Origin of the sequence: Anabaena sp. 90, assembly GCF_000312705.1 — a bacterium.
In the GTDB taxonomy this organism is placed as follows: Bacteria; Cyanobacteriota; Cyanobacteriia; order Cyanobacteriales; family Nostocaceae; genus Dolichospermum; species Dolichospermum lemmermannii.
Genome location: NC_019427.1, coordinates 2,898,145 through 2,916,534, shown reverse-complemented (window position 1 = coordinate 2,916,534; position 18,390 = coordinate 2,898,145). Strand labels below are relative to the sequence as shown.

Sequence of the window (18,390 nt, the reverse complement as noted above, 5' to 3'; positions counted from 1 at the left end):
ATTAGTTAGAGGGTGATAAATTGGGAATAGATGAAAATTATAGTGAAATTAGGCACTCACACTGGATTCAATTTCTCGTCTGCGAGGGACATCATAAACCATAAAATCATGAGCCATAATTGTTTTCGGAAAAATTGCCTTTGCTTCTTTAAGTAAGTCTTTTAATTCAATGGTATTACCTGGAGCATAGCGGGGGCTAAAATGTGTCATAATCAGTTTGCGAACTCCGGCAATGTATGCTGTTTGCGCGGCCATTGTGGTTGTAGAATGTAACCGCTGAAAAGCCATTTCTGAATCTTGATGAGCAAACGTTGCTTCATGAATTAACACATCTGCATCTTGTGCTAATTGTACTGCACCATCACAATAAACTGTATCTGTACAATAGGCAATTTTCCGACCAATTTCTGTGGAACCACATAATTCACTGCCATTAATTACTCTTCCGTCTGCCAGGGTGACTGTTTCACCGCGCTTGAGTTGTCCATAAATTGGACCTGAAGGAATTTCTAAGGCTTTGGCTTTGTCTATATCAAAGCGTCCGGTTCTATCTTTTTCTGCTACTCGGTAGCCAAAAGCAGGAATGCGGTGATGTAAAAGACCACAGCTAACTGTAAATTCATCATCTTCATAAACTACCCCCGACTGCACAGTATGCACTTTAATGGGGTAAGAAAAATGGGTATGAGAGTAACGGGAAGCGGCTTGTAAGTATTCGTTTAATCCCGATGGACCATAAATATCAATTTTGTCTACATTACCTGCTAAACCGCAACTGGCAAGCAATCCCATTAAGCCAAAAATATGATCACCGTGCATATGGGTGACAAAAATTCGGGATAGTTGGCTAACTTTTAAATCACTCCGCAAAATTTGATGCTGAGTTCCTTCCCCACAGTCAAATAACCACAATTCTGCTCGTTGTGGTAACCTCAGTGCCACGCTGGAAACGTTGCGTGATCTTGTAGGTACACCGGAACTAGTCCCTAAAAATGTAATCTGCACGGCGTTTTTTAGCTGTCCTTTTGCTCAATATAGTTGTTGATTCTCTATCTTGGCACAGTATTGGCACAGTCAGCTATTTGAGAAAAAGTAAAATATCAAGATTTTCTAATTTTCCTAGTTTTTATTGCCACCAAAAAGAATTTGCTAAAGGCCAAGATAATTCACAAAGAGTACCTTGAGGATAAAGGGAAACTCGCCTAAATTTACCTTTAATTTGTTGGGCTAAATTTTTAAATTGTTTTGTCCCCCAACCTTCTTTTGATGAGTTAATTCCTAAACCATTATCCATAATGCTTAGACCCGGATTTCTCACAAGCGAAAAAAAATATTCATAAAAAGCGAAAAAAAGGAAGTTTATTTGATACATAAATAGCAAAGATGAAAAAAGGAAATCTTCTAAGTATATATTTGAGAAACTCAGTTAAATATCAAGAGCTATTCAGGCAATATATACTGATATAAATAATTTAATAGTAAAATTAGGCATCTGAAAACAGAGTGAAGAAAAAACTTTTATCCCCACCCTAAATTAAAGCTAAAAATGAGCGTAATAATCGTCCCAAAAGAATTAACCAGGATTGGGTAACAACTGCAAACAACGGTAAGCAGTAGCATAAATATGCTGATAGGGACAAGAACTATTAATCGCAATTAAAACTCGTCTAGTTGTTATTGTAATCAAAGCTCCTAACTTCAACAACTTGGTACGGATAGTCCCAACTTGAGCATTCTGTAATTCAGTTTTAACTAAACATTTATTTCGCAAAGCATTCATCAAAACATAAGCAATGGAAGAGAACCACAAACGTAATTGATTACCTGCAAATGTATGGGTACTGGTTCTATCACTAAATAATTCTAATTGTTGTTCCTTCTCTTGACTAATGCTTTTTCCTAATGCCAGTGCGAACATGGGATCATGACGTAATTCTTCATGGTCATTTAAGTCTTCATATCCCATGATTAAGCCATATATCCGTTGTGTTAATAAGCTTTCTATGGGATGTAACGTCTTATTTGGCTTTCTGTAGTCTTGGAAACCCAAAGCTAAACGTGATGTTATTTGCAATTTTCGGTCTATTTCCGCAATTAAACTTAGACCTGCATCCGATGTTACTTTACCACCCTGGAAATTCACTACTACTGGAGGGAGTTTTTCTTGTTTAAAAGTGAACTGTTTTGGTGTACTATCTGTTCTTATTGGGGTCATATTTTATAATTGCTGAAATGCTTTTTAGATATACATTTTCGCAGTTTTTGACCCCTTTTTTTCTTTTCTTTGTGAGAAATCCGGGCTAAGGGGGGAAACCGGAAAATTCAGTTCCCTCCCCTTACCAAGGGGAGGGTTAGGGTGGGGTTTATTAAATATGTGTCCGCACCGTAGTTTCTCTGATTCAACTTTTTGGTTATGACTAGATTTGCAACTCTCTATTATTCCCTGTAAACTAAAAAGAATATGCTGTGGTGCAATACTTGTAATAAAGATGTCGTTAAAAATAGATGGTGGATTATTTATCTATGATTTCATAGATCATCACGCAATTTTGTGTGTGCCAGTTAATGCTGAATTTCCAGAAATACGTAAACGTTATTTACAAATTGCCCGGCGCTTACACCCAGATAGTTCCAAGGTAGTGGGTGCATTAGAAAAAGATATAGCTAATCAACTGTTTGCAAAGCTAGTTAACCCGGCTTATAAAAAGCTGTCGGTAGAAGCCAATCGGGCTGAATACTTGTTTATTTTATCACAAATGGGCAAACGGTTTGCACAACAACCAGGAGCAATCAGATTAAAAACGGAACTAGCCCAGCAATTGATAACTGCGCCTAATATTAGTATGTCCTATCAGGAAGCGATCGCTAAAATTGCCGAAACTCAATTTAGTGATTTGCAACAAGCATCCCAAATTATCGCTCAAATTAGTGAGCTAAATCTAGTTTACCTGATGCGGGTGGCAGGAGGGTCAACGAATCAGCCCCCATCTAGTCAACCTCAAGGTTCTGCCCCAAATTTACCACCAACTCTAACCTTACCACCCGAAGAAGATTCACCAGTAGAACAATACCTGCGTCGCGCTCAAAATTTGCTAGAAACAAACCAATTGTCCCAGTCCAAAGTAGAATTACAGGAAGCCCTAAAGTTAGAGCCGAAAAATAGTCGTTGCCATAGTTTAATCGCAATGGTATATTTACGGCAAAATCAACTGAAAATGGCAAAAATTCACTTTGATAATGCCCTGAAAATAGATCCTAATGAAAAAATCGCTTTGGAATGGAAACCCAAGGTAGATCAAGCTTTAGGAATTAGAAACAGTGGTTCTCAAGGGAGTTCCGCTTCTAAAACTGAAGAGAAGCAACCAGATAAGTCTGGAAAAAGTGGTTTGTTTGGTGGTTTGTTTGGTGGGAAGAAAAAATAATGGTGTATCAACCAGCAGCGGGAGCAAGGGATCTACTACCTTTAGATGTGGCGCAAAAACGCTGGATTGAAGATAGATTAGAACAAGTATTTCAACGTTGGGGATATCACAGGATTATCACCTCAACTCTGGAACGAATGGATACCCTCATGGCAGGTGAAGCAATTCAGCGTCCCATGGTGATTCAACTCCAAAATAGTCAAAATGAAGAATTGGGATTGCGTCCAGAATTGACTGCCTCTATCGCCCGCACAGTGGTGACTCGCATGACAGATGCGACCTATCCCCAGCGACTATATTACAACGCTAATGTTTTCCGCCGTAATTGGGAAGGCCGCCATAATCGTCAGCAAGAGTATTATCAAGCTGGGGTGGAGTTACTGGGTGCGGGGGGATTATTAGCCAATGCGGAAGTATTGCTATTAGTCGCAGATTGTTTAACAGCATTGGGTTTACAAGGGTGGCGGTTAATTTTAGGGGAAGCGGGAATTACTCGTTCTTTGCTGAATGCTTTTCCCCCGGAAATCAGAAATCAAGTCCGCAGGGCGATCGCTAATTTGGATAGTATAGCTATTGATACCTTACCTTTGAGCGAAGAACTCCGCCAACGCGCTAAAATCATGTTGGATTTGCGGGGTGATAGTCGAGAGGTTTTAGAAAAAGTCAGCAGTTTACATCTAGAACCAGACCAGCATGAGGCAATAAATAACCTCAAATCCCTAGTAGCATTACTAGATGGCAAATTTCCTTTAATCCTTGATTTGAGCCTAATTCAAACCATTGACTACTACACAGGCATTGTTTTTGAAGTAGTTAGTGAGACAAATTCCCAAGCACAGATTTTAGGAAGTGGTGGTCGTTATGACCAATTACTAGGTTTATATCATCCCCAAAAAGAAAATATTCCCGGTATCGGCTTTGAACTGAATATTGATGATTTATACCAAATTCTCCTATTAAATCAGCAACTACCCCAGGATATCCCCGCTAGTAATTGGTTAGTCGTCCCAGAAACCCCCGGCGCTGAAGCTGCGGCTTTTGCCTATGCTGAGAAATTACGTAATTCTTCTGATTTAATTAGAGTAGAAATAGATTTGGGAGATAGGGACGCAGAGGCGATTCGTCAATATGCAAGCGATCGCACCATTGCCCAAATTGCTTGGATTAAAGCCGATGGCTCACATACCATCGAAGCAGGATGTTAAAAAGGAGTTGTAGGGGTTTAGCAATGCTAAACCCCTACAGGAGTAGAACAAGAGAGACTGACAAAAAAGAGGGAATCGGAAAAAATGCCACATACCATTGTTACAGACGTTTGTGAAGGTGTTGCTGACTGCGTAAGTGCTTGTCCTGTAGCTTGTATTCATGAAGGTCCAGGGAAAAACGTTAAAGGTACAGGTTGGTACTGGATTGACTTCGCTACCTGTATAGATTGTGGCATTTGTATAGCAGTTTGCCCAGTGGAAGAGGCGATTTTACCAGAAGAAAGACCAGAATTGCAAAAAATCACAGCATAGTCAGAAGTTCCAGAATCTAGAATCCAGAATCCAGAATCCAGGGAATAAATTCCCTGTCTTATAGCTAAAGTCGGTTAAAACCGACTATTGTGTCCTTATTTCTTCAATTGAAAACATGAAGGTTGATTTTTAGGTAATTAGAGTGCGTTTTAACGCACTTTAGCTATAAGACCGGAAATTTATTTCCGGGCGGGTAGGTCAGCTAACAGATAAGCTATTTTAAGCTTCAGTTGACAGGAGTAAGCATTACCAAATCCCTACAAATGTCTAATCACAAATGACTAATAACTATTTATTAAAAGTAGAAAATGTCCACGCTGGATATATTAAAGATGTAGATATTTTGCAAGGTATCAACTTTCACATTGCACCAGGAGAATTAGTCACAGTCATTGGTCCCAATGGTGCAGGTAAATCCACCTTAGTAAAAACTATTTTTGGACTTTTAACACCTCATACTGGAACTATTACCTTTAAAGAGAAAAATTTAATTGGTTTAAAATCAAATCAAATTGTCGCCAAAGGAATGTCTTATGTTCCGCAAATTGCTAATGTTTTTCCATCTTTAACCATAGATGAAAACTTAGAAATGGGGGCTTTTGTGCGGAATATCCCATTAAAACCTCTTAAAGATAAAATATACAATATGTTTCCCCGATTGAGCGATCGCCGTCGTCAACGCGCGGGAACTCTTTCCGGTGGAGAAAGGCAAATGTTAGCAATGGGAAAAGCATTAATGTTAGAACCGAGTTTACTGCTTTTAGATGAACCTTCCGCCGCATTATCGCCCATTTTGGTAACTCAAGTATTTGAGCAAATTAAACAAATCAAAGCATCAGGGACTGCGATAGTTTTAGTCGAACAAAATGCCAGAAAAGCCTTAGAGATGGCAGATCGTGGTTATGTGTTAGAATCAGGGAAAGATGCTATGTCAGGACCAGGTAGAGAATTATTAAATGATCCAAAAGTGGGAGAATTATATTTAGGTGCTGGAAAGAGACATTGAAAACAAAAACAAGATCCCCGACTTCTTCAAGAAATCGGGGATCTAAAGACTATACTATTAAGGAATATGAATATGACTACACAAACAATATCATCACCGGAAGTATATCAAGGTCAATTTGGCGAATTTACAATTACCCAAAGCGATCGCCAAAGTGTGATAATTTATCGGGCAGGATTAATGATAGCAGCCCTGTGTTTTGCCATTGGTAGCGGTTTAGTCCTATTCTATCCCCAACCCGCTGCAATTGCCGCCCTGACCCCTCTCTACACCTGTTTTAGTATTGCACTTGGAGTTAGTTTATTAACTATTCATATTTACATGGCATTTTTGCACCGAATTCTCCAAGTTTTTTGGATAATTGGCAGCATTTGTGCCTTTATTTTTGGACATAGTGATAGTCAAGCATTTGCAATTACTATTTATAATCAACCCCTAACCATATTAGGAATTGGTTTTACCTTTGCAGCTTTAACAGGAATTTTTTTCAAAGAAGGTTTTTGTTTCCATCGTTTAGAAACCAAAATCTTAACCCCCCTTGTTCCCTTACTACTATTAGGACATTTAACCGGAATTTTATCAACACAAGCAGAACCGATTTTATTAGCAACTTGGGCAATTTTATTCTTAATATTTGCTGTGAGAAAAATTATCCAACCCATTCCTCCCGACATTGGCGATAAATCAGTATTTGATTATTTAAAAAATCAACATTTAGCAAAAGTTTAATCTAATTGCACAGAATAAAAATCATCCGTATTCATCCGCGTCCATCTGCGTTTATCTGCGTTAAATCATTCTAAAAATCTTAATTTCCTATGTCAAACACAGAAGAACGTAAATATTGGTTAGCCTGGTCGCAAATTTCGGGAATTGGTCCGATATTACTACAAAGAGTACAACAGCACTTTGGTAATTTAGAAACAGCTTGGAAAGCCAGTCCTGGAGAATTACGAAAAGTTGAAGGTTTCGGATTTCAAACATTAGAAAAAGTTGTTCAACAAAAATCCCGTTTAAACCCAGAACAACTCCTCATTCAACACCAACAAATAAACCCCCATTTCTGGACACCAGCAGACTCAGAATATCCCCAATTACTGCGAGAAATCCCCAGTCCACCCCCATTATTGTACTATCGGGGAGAAGTTGATTTACAGGAAAATTCAGGACAAAAACCCTTAGTGGGAATTGTGGGAACTCGTCAACCTACAGAATATGGAATTAAATGGACGCGTCAAATTAGTACCGCATTAGCCAAAAATGGTTTTACCGTTGTTTCTGGAATGGCCGAAGGAATAGACACCGAAAGTCACGCAGCAGCAATGAAAGCCGGAGGAAGAACAATCGCAGTGGTGGGAACAGGAGTAGATGTTATTTATCCCTATAAAAATCAAAGTTTATATAAACAGATATTGACATCTGGCATAGTAATTAGTGAATATCCTGCGAAAACCACACCCAACCGCACCCATTTTCCCCGTCGAAATCGCATCATTGCCGGTTTAAGTCGTGCGGTATTAGTCATAGAAGCAGGAATAAAATCTGGTGCTTTAATCACAGCTACTTATGCGAATGAATTTTGTCGAGATGTTTACGCATTACCAGGAAGAATTGATGATCAACCATCCCAAGGTTGTTTAAAATTAATTAGTCAAGGTGCAGGTTTAATTAATCAAGAACTCAGTGAACTATTAACCCTGTTGGGTGCGATTCCCCAAATAGATATAGAAACTACTATAATTAAATCCCCTCCTCCTAACTTACCACCAGAATTACAACAAGTCATAGATACTTTAACTATTGATGCTTTATCTTTTGATTTTATAATTCAAAAAACAGGTATGAATGCGGCTTTAGTTTCTAGTTCTTTATTACAATTAGAACTCATGGGTTTAATTACCCAACTTCCAGGAATGCGATATCAAAAATGTTAAAATAATGGTGAGAAAGTTATAAAATTTACGCAAACAAGTTTAATTTTTGCTTGTAGTCTAGCAAAAACTACCTCACCATCTGTTACTTGTCCATTCTTAATCTGTTCAGTTCCTACCGCTATTTTTCCCCGTAGTTCCTCCAGTCTTCTTTCTCTGTCCAGCAGCAAACTAAAAGCCTCATTTACTGCATCTTCTATATTTTCAAATCGCCCCGTGTCAATATAAGCTTGTATTAATTCCTCTGTTTCAGGTTTAATTTGAATATTCATAATGTATTCTCCATCTGATAGATAGCCTTAACGCTGTTCTAACAATAAACCCACATTTTCTGCAACACCGAATTTTGAATTATTTTTGGAATTATTTATTGTTGTGGATAATATTGCGGAGTCAATTGTGGAGTCATCACAGGCGGTGGATAACTACCTACAGGCATATTATTAACCATCCCATTAGGCATAGTAGGATTCATCAGTGGTGGTTGAATTGGTTGCTGAATCAAAGGAGGAACAGGTGGTTGATAATTAGAAATAGGTGGAGTTATTGGTTGAGTTATTGGTTGAGTAACTGGTTGATTATTTGTTGGATTGCTGGGTGTGACTGTAGCTTGGCTAAAATGTTGATAAGCAGCGCTAGAAATAGAACTAATTAATTTTGCAGCGCGAGGATCATTATTGGGACGTTTTACCATGATAGCGGCAATATAACGCTTACCTGTCGGGACATCAATCAACCCCGCATCTGCCAACATAGTACCAATATCACCTGTTTTATGATAAGCATTTGCGCCTTTTCCTAAGCCAGCAGGTAAAAGATTATCTCGTTCAGTGCGACTCATGATATTAAGAATTAAATCACGCGATCGCATACTCACCATATTACCTTGATTCACCATCGAGATCAAATTCCCCAATTCTCGCGGACTAGTAGTATTAGTCCCTTCTAAATCCGGGAGAGGATTACGAATCATCGTCGTTATCAGTCCCCAACTGCGAAAACGCCCATTTAACGCCTCTTGTCCACCCAATTTAGCGACCAGCATATTCGTGGCTGTATTGTCGCTAATTGTAATCATCTTCGTAGCTACATCAAGAGCCGTGTATTTGCTGCCTGTGGGTTGATATTGCATATTTCCCGAACCCCCGACAATCATCTCCTTTTGCAAAGTCAACATTTCATCCAGGCGGATTTTACCCCCATCCACATCCTGGAAAAAAGCAATCAAAATCGGGATTTTAATCGTGCTGGCCGCAGCAAAACTTATATTACTATTAATATCTATATAACCACCATTATCTAAATCTAATAAAAACACCCCTGGTATCAAATCAGAATTAGCGGTGGTGAGAGTTTGCAAAGAATTTTTTAAAGGAGTAATTTCCTGAGCCAGATATAAGCTTGTATTAGAACTTTGAGATGATTTTTGAGAAGTTGTAGTTTGAGCTACCGACATAACTGAATTAATGCGATTAGCAGGGTCTAGGAATGACAACAACGTACCCACAATCGCACCGACACCCACCCCGACAATCAACAACCGCAAGGCATATAACATGGTTCTAGCCATGGGTTTTAACCTGGTCTTGCGTGATCCTTTTCTGGCTATTTTCGGCTTTTCCATGGGTACCGTCTTTAATCTCACATTCCCCGGTGGCGAAATTTGAGTATTCTTCTTGACCGTAGGGACGGGTTTAACACCTGGGGGCATCATCTTCCGTGATGCTGGTCTTCGCCCCCCAGACGGGATAGGCGCAGAACTGATATGATTATTTATACAAGCCAATGCTGCCGCTTCTCTTGGGCTAGAAACTGCCGGCTGATTGATAACTTTTTTCTGTCCTGTCTTGGAGACTGGACGTTTACGCCGGCGACGCTGTACAGGTTGCCTTTGTGATATAGGTATGAGTTTGTCACTCGTTTCTGACATAGCTACTCCTTGTCACCCTCGACCCAGATTGTAAATTTATGCACCTTGATACTCAGTTTACCTTTTGGGACTAAGTAGCATTTTTGTGTCTAGTCTACTTTATATTTATCTTTTTGGGTAATCAGTTAGGTACATGATAACCCAAATTGGCGTTTTTAATATTACGGTTAGTCAACAGTAAGAAGATTTACATGAAATTATGTAAATTAAAATTGCCATGCAGACAATTTGCATAATCAAAATTGCTAGAAGCCTTACCACAGATATCTTTATTCATTTTCAAGTTTTGATTTTTAATTGCTGAGGTATCTAAAATTAATATTACCCGGACTCCTAGCCAACAGCCAGAAGTAATTAAGTATTACTGGTACTTGACTATCATGTCAAAATGATTTGTCTAATTTAGTCATTATCAATGATATTTCAAAGTTCGGATTAGTGGTATTTAATTATGAGTGCATTTTAAATTGTTATGAGTTTGACATCTATGGCATTAAAGAAATCTAATTAATAGGATTAATTAGCATTATTTAGATTTTATTAATCAGGAATAACACATAATAAATACTGATGTAGATAATTTCTGTATTTATTATGATCTTACAAGAAGTCCTAGTAATTAATTAGCAGCAACCTCATTTAAACCAGTCTTAAATTTGTTTGCGTAGCTTGTCATAGGCATTATTTTAAATTTGTTAACAGGGTGTTTAAATAACTACCAAAATTTGAGCCTCGCTCAACAACATCACCACAAAAGTTAAGCGATGAATATGTTTGGTAATTGGGGCAGCACCCTGAAAAGGAATTTCCTATCACTGATTTTATCCATATTGCTGCCAACATTTGGGATAAGTGACTCTGTTATGGCAGCAGAACAAATTCATGCTTCTTATTCAGCACTAGAAATTTCTATCCCCATTAGTGCCTTAGAAAGCTATGCTAAATATGGAATAATTAATCCAGATTTAGCCGGATATTATCAATATATTCCCAAAAACAAACTGCCAGAAGTAAGGAAGATTTTAATGCAGCCGCTGAAAATTAGTCCGGCTGTAGCTGCCCAATTTCTTGACACCCAACAAGGGAAATTTATCTTACAAAGATTAGCAGAATTAATTAAAACTAAATCCCATTATCCAAAATTTGTATCTCAGTCATTACGCACAGCCTTAATTGCCGCTGCGGCTGAACCGGAAGGGTTGAATTTATTAAATTTATTACGTAAATATCCTCAAAATAATATTAAAATTGATATGGTTTCCAGCATAAAAATTGCTGATGAATTGGAGAAAATGATCAGCGAAACTGAAAAAACTATTTCCGCATTAATCCAAACATCAAAATTAGAAGCTGCTAAAATCTCCCAAGCTAATTTGTCTCCATTCCCAAAATTGCCAAATCAACCCAATCTTTTAGCAAGAAAACAAATAATCAAGTTTTTTGACTCTTCAAGAAATAGACATTTATCCACAGATATATATATTCCTAATACCCAAAATCCTGCCCCTGTAATTGTTATTTCTCATGGCTTAGGTTTGGATAGTAGTAATTTTCGTTATTTAGCAAATCATTTAGTTACAAATGGTTTTGCTGTAATTATTCCCAATCATCCTGGTAGTAATACTCAACAATTACAATCTTTAATTAAGGGTAATAGCAATCAAGTCACGCACCCCAATGAATTTAAAGATAGACCTTTAGATATCAAATATATTTTAGATCAATTAGAGTCAGATTCACAATTTCAGCACCGATTTAACTTACAACAAGTAGGCATATTTGGACAGTCATTAGGAGGTTATACTGCCTTAGCTTTAGCAGGGGCAAAAATTAACTTTCAACAACTACAAGCAGACTGTGATCACGACAAATTGCGAAATACTTGGAATATGTCTTTACTGTTGCAATGTCAAGCTTTAGAATTGCCCAACCAGTCAGGACAAGAGTACAACTTACAAGATACCAGAATCAGAGCAGCGATCGCTGTTAATCCCATCACCAGTTCTATTTTCGGACAAGCCGGTTTAAGCCAAATTCACACCCCAATCATGATCATTGGTAGCAGTGAAGATACCGTTGCTCCCGCATTATATGAGCAAATTGTCCCTTTTTCTTGGATTACTCATCCCCAGAAATATTTAGTCATGCTACTTGGTGGTACGCATTTTTCCAGCATTGGGAATAGCAATCCTGACAGTACACAAATGGCATTACCAACAGATATGATCGGTGATGCTTCTCAAGCTCATGATTATATCAATGCTTTGAGTTTACCTTTCTTCCAAACCTATATAGCCGAAAAACTAGAATATCTTTCCTATCTTAACGCCGCCTATGCTGAAAGTATTTCTAGTCAGTCTCTCGGTTTAAATCTTGTTCAGTCTCTTGATCATCTCAAAATAGCACCAACTTTAGGTGAGCATTTCCCAGAAACCAACCCCGTTAAAAAAAGACTTTCTCATACCATCGTCCATTTTGGATTTTGGCTGCTGGGTATCGGTATTTCCCTATTGCATTTGATTTAAATTCCCGACTTCTTCAAGAAGTCTGGGATCTCCTATTTCCTATTTGTGTGAAAATACAAAGATCTCAACTCTAAAATCTAAAATTGTGCAAGGCTTTCTCAATTTAAACAAACCATTTGACTGGACTTCTCATGACTGCGTAGCCAAAGTCCGCAAACTACTGAATATGAAACGAGTCGGACACGCAGGAACTTTAGACCCCAAAGCTACCGGAGTATTACCAATAGCCTTGGGTAAAGCCACCAGATTATTACAATATTTACCAGGAGAAAAGGCTTATCAAGCCACTGTTCGGCTGGGGATACAAACTACTACAGATGATTTAGAAGGGGAAATTATTACCTCTGTACCCTGTCCAGGATTGGATTTGGAGAATATCAAAACCGTCCTTTCCCAGTTTATCGGTAAAATTGAGCAAATCCCCCCCAGCTACAGCGCCATTCAAGTTGATGGCCAACGCTTATATGATTTAGCGCGGAAAGGGGAAAAAGTTGAAGTTCCCGTGCGAACAGTCGAAATTTCCCAAATTCAGGTGTTAGATTGGCGAGATGGAGATTTTCCAGAATTAGATCTAGCCATATCCTGTGGTTCGGGAACATATATTCGTGCGATCGCTCGTGATTTAGGTACAATATTAAACACAGGTGGCACTCTATCTGCCCTAATCCGCACAGAAAGCAGCAGTTTTCAACTTCAAACCAGTCTCAGCTTCACAGATTTAGCCACCGAAATCGAAAACGGCAGATTTCAACCCATATCCCCAGACGCACCATTACAACACCTAAAATCCCTAAATTTACCAGCAGAATCAGCCAAAAGATGGTGTCAAGGTCAAAAAATTTCCCTCAATCTTGATATTCCCGACTTTGTGCGAGTTTATGAAACCCAAACCAATTTTTTAGGAATTGGGAAATTAACCAATGATTTATTAGTTCCCCAAATGGTGTTTTATGAATATCCAAATTAAAAATTAAGCAATTATAAATTAAAGAAAGAACTGCTGTCAGGAGTTGACGATGAATGTAGAATCCCCTCGGCTAAAGCCGAGGGGAGTGTCAAAAGTTCATAATTCTCCTGATAAATTCACGACAAATTCACAAAAATAGCACAATTCATCCTGTACATGACTCTTTTTTGGGAATTACTCTAATATACATTCGGGTGCATATAACCGTTGTGAGGAGTAAATTTTGAGAAAGGTAAAATTTCTATGTATGTTGTTACACACAAATTGGCTAAAGTGTATATGTACAACTTTGTTAGGCTATATATGGGCTACCACCAGTCTTTCAGTTACCCCTGCTTATGCAACAAATGAGATAGCGTCTAAAACCCATAGCAGTAAGGAATTAATAACTAATCAAGCCGCCTTAAAGACTAACTTACCGGATCTGCAAGAGGTGTTAGCGAAAAACGTAGAATCCAGGCAGAAGATTGAATCTCTTGTTGAGCAAAAAGAAGCAGGGATCATTGCTCAAACAGAAACTCCAGTCCCTGTAAATAACAGTCAAATTGATGCTGATAAATTACGCCAGGATTTATTAGTTGATCCCCTTGTTAAAGTAATTCCAGCCAAGCGAACCTACTCTCCTTCACTTACCTTTGCTACGCCAAGCGCCTTTGGAGCTACCTGGGGTGACGTTTTTATAGGGGCATCCGCAGCAACCACTGGTAAAGCTAGAACTCAACCAGACGGGAGTATCAGTATGGGTTTTGGGTTAGGAGATGCCCGGAAACTAATCGGTCTAGAACTTGGCTATAATATTGGCAGTATCAAGAGTTTTGGTGCAAATGGAACTTTTGACCTCAAAGCCAACCGCATTATCTATGCTAAAAACAACACTCAAATAGCCGCGGCTGCTGGCTGGAGAACTTTTGCATCGCACGTTGGTGGTGGAGAAACCGTGAGACCTTCCGGTGTCTATGGTGTGGTAACAAGTTACTCCCTATTAAAGCCTAAGGATACTGTTAATAAAATGCCCATCTCCTTTTCCGTAGGAGCCGGTGGTGGCGATTTCCGCACAGGTGATGCAAGTACAGGTGTATTTGCTGGAGTTGGGGTACAAGTTCATCCCCAAATAGGTGTGGGTATGGGCTGGAGTGGAGTTGGTTTAAATGTTGGGGCTTCTTTCGTACCTATATCTACTATTCCCTTGACCATTAATGCCGTCGGCGCGGATCTTACCGATACTAGCCAAGGCGGCACAGTCTTTGTTCTAAGTGTAGGCTATGGATTCAATTTCCTACCTAAATAAACACTTCAATTTTGAGAAAATCACCATGTTAAAAATCAGAACTTTTATTCTTGCCCTCAGTCTCACTCCCCTATTGGCGCTCAATTGGCAGACCTCTAGCCCAGCCCAAACTTCGCCCAGTCTGGGTACAGCCGGGAGTATGAGTGGCGCTCCTGGACCAGTTAATACGAGTCCTAGTGTGGGGACTGCTGGTGGCATGAGTGGCGGTGGCAACACTAGCACCAGTGGTAATACTATTTCCAACCCCGATCCCAGTGTCGGAACTGCTGGTGGTCAGAGTGGCGGTGGAACTACTGGCTCTAATGGTAATACTAATTCTAATCCCAGTGTCGGCAATGCTGGTGGTCAGAGTGGCGCTGGCAACGGGACAGCTAATAATGGTAATCCCGATGATAATACCAGTCCTAGTGTCGGCAACGCTGGCGGTCAGAGTGGCGCTGATCAAGAGACAGCTAATAATGGTAATCCCGATGATAATACCAGTCCTAGTGTCGGCAACGCCGGTGGTCAGAGTGGCGCTGGTAACGGGACAGCTAACAACGGTAATCCCGATGATAATACCAGTCCTAGTGTAGGTAACGCTGGCGGTCAGAGTGGTGCTGGCAACGGGACAGCTAACAATGGTAATCCCGACGAGAATACCAGTCCTAGTGGCGGGAACGCTGGTGGTCAGAGTGGTGCTGGTGAAGAGACAGCTAACAATGCCGACAATGGTGGCAATAATAATGAAGGAAATGATCAGAATCCTTCAGGTTCTGGAGAAACTCTTATACCTAGAGCATCTTCTATTCGCATCATCCGCACACGAGCCGGAAAGACAATGAGGATTGGCATAAGAAGCGTTCAGAGAAAACTAAATGAGGCTGCTTTTAACCTATTAAATAGCAACAATTCTGGAGTTTTAGTAGCCCTCTTGCAAGGCGGATCAATTGGACAGACCGCATCTGATAACTTGACAAATTTCCTAACTAATGCAGGTGTTAATACAGACTTAGGAAATAACTTAAGAGTAATCCTCAGTAGGATTGTACCCAATCAAGGAAATGCGGATGTAGATATTAACCAGTTGAATAATGCTATTAATACTTACAACCAGATTATTCAACAAAGTAGTCCGGTGACTTTGCAAGCGCTTTCACAAAGCCAAGATTTTGTGGCAATTGGTCAAGCGCTAAAAGAATTGAGAACAGCGGTCAACTAATCTCAAGCCCAATCACACATTAACAGAAAATAACGGGGAGACACAAGAGCTTCTCCGTTATTTTTTGTTAATTTGAGAAAGTTACATAAAAAAGTTAAGTTGATAATAGGCGAAGACAACGGGGAAATAAAAGTGAGTCCTGGATTTGATTACGATTTAGTGATTATCGGCGCTGGTGTGGGTGGTCATGGTGCTGCTTTACACGCTATCAGTTGCGGTCAGAAAACAGCAATTATTGAAGCTGGAGATATGGGAGGAACTTGTGTAAACAGGGGTTGTATTCCTTCTAAGGCATTACTCGCGGCTTCAGGAAAGGTGAGGGAATTACGTAATGCCCATCATCTCAAGTCTTTGGGAATACAGATTGGCAATGTCGAGTTTGAACGGCAAGCGATCGCTGATCATGCTAACAATCTCGTCTCCAAAATTCAAGGGGACTTAACCAACAGTCTCAAACGCTTGGGAGTTGAGATTATCCGAGGTTGGGGCAAGGTATCTGGGACACAAAAAGTTACCATCGTCACAGATAAAGGTGAGAAAACCATCACCGCCCAAAATATCATCCTTTCCCCTGGTTCTGTCCCCTTCGTTCCCCCTGGAATTGAAGTAGACGGCAAAACTGTATTTACCAGTGACCAAGGCGTTAAATTAGAAACTCTACCCAAGTGGGTGGCGATTATTGGTAGCGGTTATATCGGCTTAGAATTTTCTGATGTTTACTCGGCTTTAGGTTGTGAAATTACCTTAATTGAAGCCCTCAGTGAGTTAATGCCAGGATTTGATCGGGATATTGCTAAACTGGCAGAACGGGTTTTAATTAACCCCCGCGATATTGAAACCAAAGTCGGTATTTACGCCAAAAAAGTCATTCCTGGTTCACCAGTAGTCATTGAGTTGGCTGACTTTGAAACTAAAGAAGATTTAGAAGTTCTCGAAGTTGACGCTTGTTTAGTCGCTACCGGTCGGGTTCCCGCTACCCAAAATCTTGGTCTAGAATCCGTTGGCGTTGAACTTGACCGCCGCAATTTTATTCCTGTCAATGATAATATGGCGGTATTGGCCAATGGGGAAGTTATCCCCCATCTCTGGGCTATTGGTGATGCTACCGGCAAAATGATGTTAGCTCATACTGCATCTGCCCAAGGGATCATTGCTGTAGAAAATATCTTGGGTCGTCAGAAAACAGTTGACTATCGCAGCATTCCTGCGGCTGCTTTTACCCATCCAGAAGTTAGTTATGTGGGCTTAACAGAAACCGCCGCCCATGCTTTAGGATTAACTCAAGGTTTTGAAGTCGCCACCAGTAAGAGTTACTTTAAAGGTAATTCCAAGGCTTTGGCGGAAAATGATACTGATGGAATGACGAAGGTAATTTATCGCAAAGATACTGGCGAGGTTTTAGGTGTACATATCTTTGGTCCCCACGCCTCAGATTTAATTCACGAAGCCGCAGCCGCTATTGCTAATCGTCAATCTATCCAAACTCTTGCTTACCTGGTTCACGCTCATCCAACACTTTCAGAAGTTTTAGATGAAGCTTATAAACGGGCATTAGTAAGTTAATAGAAGAATTAAGGAGTTACAGGTGATAGGTAATAGGTAATGGGGAAGAGAAAAATGTTCTTTCTTCTTCATTCTTCTTTCCGAACTCCTGACTCCTGACTCGGTGACTCCTGACTCCTGACTCCTGACTCCTGACTCCTTAAAAAATATGCAAATCCGTCGTCGTTCACCTAGCCCAGTTATTAATATTTCTATACTTCAGTATCAATCCGCTATAGAAGGGGCTGCACCAAATAATATTCTAGAAGAAATTGTCTGGCAGAAAGAAACAGAAGTTGAGAAAATGCGAGAAAGGCTACCTTTGCGGGAATTGCAAACACAAGCCCTATCAGCACCACCAACTCGTGATTTTGTTAATGCCTTGCGTCAAGGTAAAACTAATCCGGCTTTGATTGCTGAAGTCAAAAAAGCTTCTCCCAGTAAAGGGGTATTTAGGGAGGATTTTGACCCAGTAGCGATCGCTCAATCTTATCAAAAAGGTGGAGCTAGTTGTCTTTCTGTGCTGACAGATGTTAAATTTTTCCAAGGTAGTTTTGAAAATCTATCCTTAGTCCGTTCAGCGGTAGATTTACCTTTACTGTGCAAGGATTTTATTATCTATCCTTACCAAATGTATTGGGCGCGAATTCATGGAGCAGATGCAGTTTTATTAATAGCAGCAATTCTTAATGATCAAGATTTGCAATACTTTATCAAAATTGCTAATAACTTGAAAATGGCAGCTTTAATAGAAGTGCATAATTTAGCAGAATTAGATCGGGTGTTAGCCTTAGATGATGTTTCTTTAGTCGGGATTAATAATCGCAACTTGGAGGATTTTTCTGTTGATTTACAAACAACTTGTCAATTACTCACAGATAGAGGTGAAAAGTTACAAGCAAAAAACATTCTTGTAGTCAGCGAATCAGGATTGCATCACCCAGAGGATTTAAGTGTAGTTAAAAAAGCAGGTGCATCCGCTGTACTGATTGGTGAATCCTTGGTAAAACAACCAGATCCTCAATTAGCAATAGCCAATCTCTTTGCTTAATTACAGCCTT

At 39.6% G+C, this 18,390-nt stretch carries 16 protein-coding genes and 2 pseudogenes; 12 read left to right on the top strand and 6 right to left on the bottom strand.

Translation table 11 applies throughout. From position 1 onward, the window contains the following. Positions 1–48: 48 nt before the first annotated feature. The 4 genes and pseudogenes from ANA_RS12680 to ANA_RS28545 form a co-directional block, all read right to left on the bottom strand. On the bottom strand, positions 49–1,005 hold the full coding sequence (locus ANA_RS12680; RefSeq protein WP_015080459.1) for a ribonuclease Z: 957 nt from the start codon (positions 1,003–1,005) through the stop codon (positions 49–51). Positions 1,006–1,126: 121 nt separating this feature from the next. Further along, entirely contained in the window at positions 1,127–1,294 is a 168-nt protein-coding gene (locus ANA_RS24620; protein ID WP_371260342.1) for a hypothetical protein, read from the bottom strand. Between the two features lie 279 nt (positions 1,295–1,573). After that, positions 1,574–1,882, bottom strand: a pseudogene (locus tag ANA_RS28550) (transposase); the annotation flags it as partial. A gap of 24 nt (positions 1,883–1,906) precedes the next feature. Then, positions 1,907–2,215, bottom strand: a pseudogene (locus ANA_RS28545) (transposase); the annotation flags it as partial. Between the two features lie 274 nt (positions 2,216–2,489). On the opposite strand from ANA_RS28545, the gene ANA_RS12670 reads away from it, so the two are divergent. The 6 genes from ANA_RS12670 to dprA all read left to right on the top strand — a co-directional run bounded on the left by ANA_RS12670 (position 2,490) and on the right by dprA (position 7,879). Beyond that, positions 2,490–3,422, top strand: a complete 933-nt coding sequence (locus ANA_RS12670; protein WP_015080458.1) for a J domain-containing protein — start codon at positions 2,490–2,492, stop codon at positions 3,420–3,422. Then, complete coding sequence (locus ANA_RS12665; RefSeq protein ID WP_015080457.1) at positions 3,422–4,627, top strand: ATP phosphoribosyltransferase regulatory subunit; 1,206 nt, start codon at positions 3,422–3,424, stop codon at positions 4,625–4,627. Before ANA_RS12670 ends, ANA_RS12665 begins: the two co-directional genes overlap by 1 nt. Before the next feature lie 84 nt (positions 4,628–4,711). After that, positions 4,712–4,939, top strand: a complete 228-nt coding sequence (locus ANA_RS12660) for an indolepyruvate ferredoxin oxidoreductase subunit alpha (RefSeq protein ID WP_015080456.1) — start codon at positions 4,712–4,714, stop codon at positions 4,937–4,939. A 277-nt stretch (positions 4,940–5,216) separates the two neighbouring features. Continuing rightward, positions 5,217–5,945 (top strand): ABC transporter ATP-binding protein, encoded by a 729-nt coding sequence (locus ANA_RS12655; RefSeq protein ID WP_015080455.1) that lies wholly within the window; start codon positions 5,217–5,219, stop codon positions 5,943–5,945. Between the two features lie 72 nt (positions 5,946–6,017). Then, positions 6,018–6,674 (top strand): DUF2301 domain-containing membrane protein, encoded by a 657-nt coding sequence (locus ANA_RS12650; RefSeq protein ID WP_015080454.1) that lies wholly within the window; start codon positions 6,018–6,020, stop codon positions 6,672–6,674. 89 nt (positions 6,675–6,763) lie between these two features. Further along, positions 6,764–7,879: a DNA-processing protein DprA gene (gene dprA, locus ANA_RS12645; protein ID WP_015080453.1), complete on the top strand. Its 1,116-nt coding sequence runs from the start codon at positions 6,764–6,766 to the stop codon at positions 7,877–7,879. Here dprA and ANA_RS12640 read toward each other — a convergent pair. Both ANA_RS12640 and ANA_RS12635 read right to left on the bottom strand, forming a co-directional pair. Then, the gene (locus ANA_RS12640) at positions 7,876–8,148 is read right to left on the bottom strand and encodes a ribbon-helix-helix domain-containing protein (protein WP_015080452.1); all 273 of its coding nucleotides are present in this window, start codon (positions 8,146–8,148) and stop codon (positions 7,876–7,878) included. The two genes, dprA and ANA_RS12640, sit on opposite strands and share 4 nt — an antisense overlap. 95 nt (positions 8,149–8,243) lie before the next feature. Further along, positions 8,244–9,806 carry a serine hydrolase gene (locus ANA_RS12635; protein ID WP_015080451.1) on the bottom strand — a complete coding sequence of 521 codons (1,563 nt, stop codon included), beginning with the start codon at positions 9,804–9,806 and terminating at the stop codon, positions 8,244–8,246. Between the two features lie 764 nt (positions 9,807–10,570). Here ANA_RS12635 and ANA_RS12630 point away from each other — a divergent pair. From ANA_RS12630 to trpC, 6 genes are all read left to right on the top strand, one after another. Continuing rightward, a complete protein-coding gene (locus ANA_RS12630) occupies positions 10,571–12,331 on the top strand; it encodes an alpha/beta hydrolase (RefSeq protein ID WP_015080450.1) in 1,761 nt (586 codons plus the stop codon). Positions 12,332–12,416: 85 nt separating this feature from the next. Further along, the gene (gene truB, locus ANA_RS12625; RefSeq protein ID WP_015080449.1) at positions 12,417–13,298 is read left to right on the top strand and encodes a tRNA pseudouridine(55) synthase TruB; all 882 of its coding nucleotides are present in this window, start codon (positions 12,417–12,419) and stop codon (positions 13,296–13,298) included. A 247-nt stretch (positions 13,299–13,545) separates the two neighbouring features. After that, on the top strand, positions 13,546–14,586 hold the full coding sequence (locus ANA_RS12620) for a hypothetical protein (RefSeq protein ID WP_148279049.1): 1,041 nt from the start codon (positions 13,546–13,548) through the stop codon (positions 14,584–14,586). 25 nt (positions 14,587–14,611) lie between these two features. Next, complete coding sequence (locus ANA_RS12615) at positions 14,612–15,787, top strand: hypothetical protein (RefSeq protein ID WP_015080447.1); 1,176 nt, start codon at positions 14,612–14,614, stop codon at positions 15,785–15,787. A gap of 132 nt (positions 15,788–15,919) precedes the next feature. Next, on the top strand, positions 15,920–17,350 hold the full coding sequence (lpdA, locus tag ANA_RS12610; protein WP_015080446.1) for a dihydrolipoyl dehydrogenase: 1,431 nt from the start codon (positions 15,920–15,922) through the stop codon (positions 17,348–17,350). Positions 17,351–17,498: 148 nt separating this feature from the next. Further along, a complete protein-coding gene (gene trpC / locus ANA_RS12605; protein WP_015080445.1) occupies positions 17,499–18,380 on the top strand; it encodes an indole-3-glycerol phosphate synthase TrpC in 882 nt (293 codons plus the stop codon). The last annotated feature ends 10 nt before the right edge of the window (positions 18,381–18,390 follow it).

Bases quoted from the DNA above. Each gene is read 5' to 3' on its own strand.
- ANA_RS12655 (WP_015080455.1), top strand. From the start codon at position 5,217: ATGACTAATAACTATTTATTAAAAGTAGAAAATGTCCACGCTGGATAT.
- ANA_RS24620 (WP_371260342.1), bottom strand. From the start codon at position 1,294: ATGGATAATGGTTTAGGAATTAACTCATCAAAAGAAGGTTGGGGGACA.
- ANA_RS12615 (WP_015080447.1), top strand. From the start codon at position 14,612: ATGTTAAAAATCAGAACTTTTATTCTTGCCCTCAGTCTCACTCCCCTA.
- dprA (WP_015080453.1), top strand. From the start codon at position 6,764: ATGTCAAACACAGAAGAACGTAAATATTGGTTAGCCTGGTCGCAAATT.
- ANA_RS12670 (WP_015080458.1), top strand. From the start codon at position 2,490: ATGTCGTTAAAAATAGATGGTGGATTATTTATCTATGATTTCATAGAT.
- ANA_RS12620 (WP_148279049.1), top strand. From the start codon at position 13,546: ATGTTGTTACACACAAATTGGCTAAAGTGTATATGTACAACTTTGTTA.
- ANA_RS12650 (WP_015080454.1), top strand. From the start codon at position 6,018: ATGACTACACAAACAATATCATCACCGGAAGTATATCAAGGTCAATTT.
- ANA_RS12660 (WP_015080456.1), top strand. From the start codon at position 4,712: ATGCCACATACCATTGTTACAGACGTTTGTGAAGGTGTTGCTGACTGC.
- ANA_RS12630 (WP_015080450.1), top strand. From the start codon at position 10,571: ATGAATATGTTTGGTAATTGGGGCAGCACCCTGAAAAGGAATTTCCTA.
- ANA_RS12635 (WP_015080451.1), bottom strand. From the start codon at position 9,806: ATGTCAGAAACGAGTGACAAACTCATACCTATATCACAAAGGCAACCT.
- trpC (WP_015080445.1), top strand. From the start codon at position 17,499: ATGCAAATCCGTCGTCGTTCACCTAGCCCAGTTATTAATATTTCTATA.
- ANA_RS12640 (WP_015080452.1), bottom strand. From the start codon at position 8,148: ATGAATATTCAAATTAAACCTGAAACAGAGGAATTAATACAAGCTTAT.
- ANA_RS12665 (WP_015080457.1), top strand. From the start codon at position 3,422: ATGGTGTATCAACCAGCAGCGGGAGCAAGGGATCTACTACCTTTAGAT.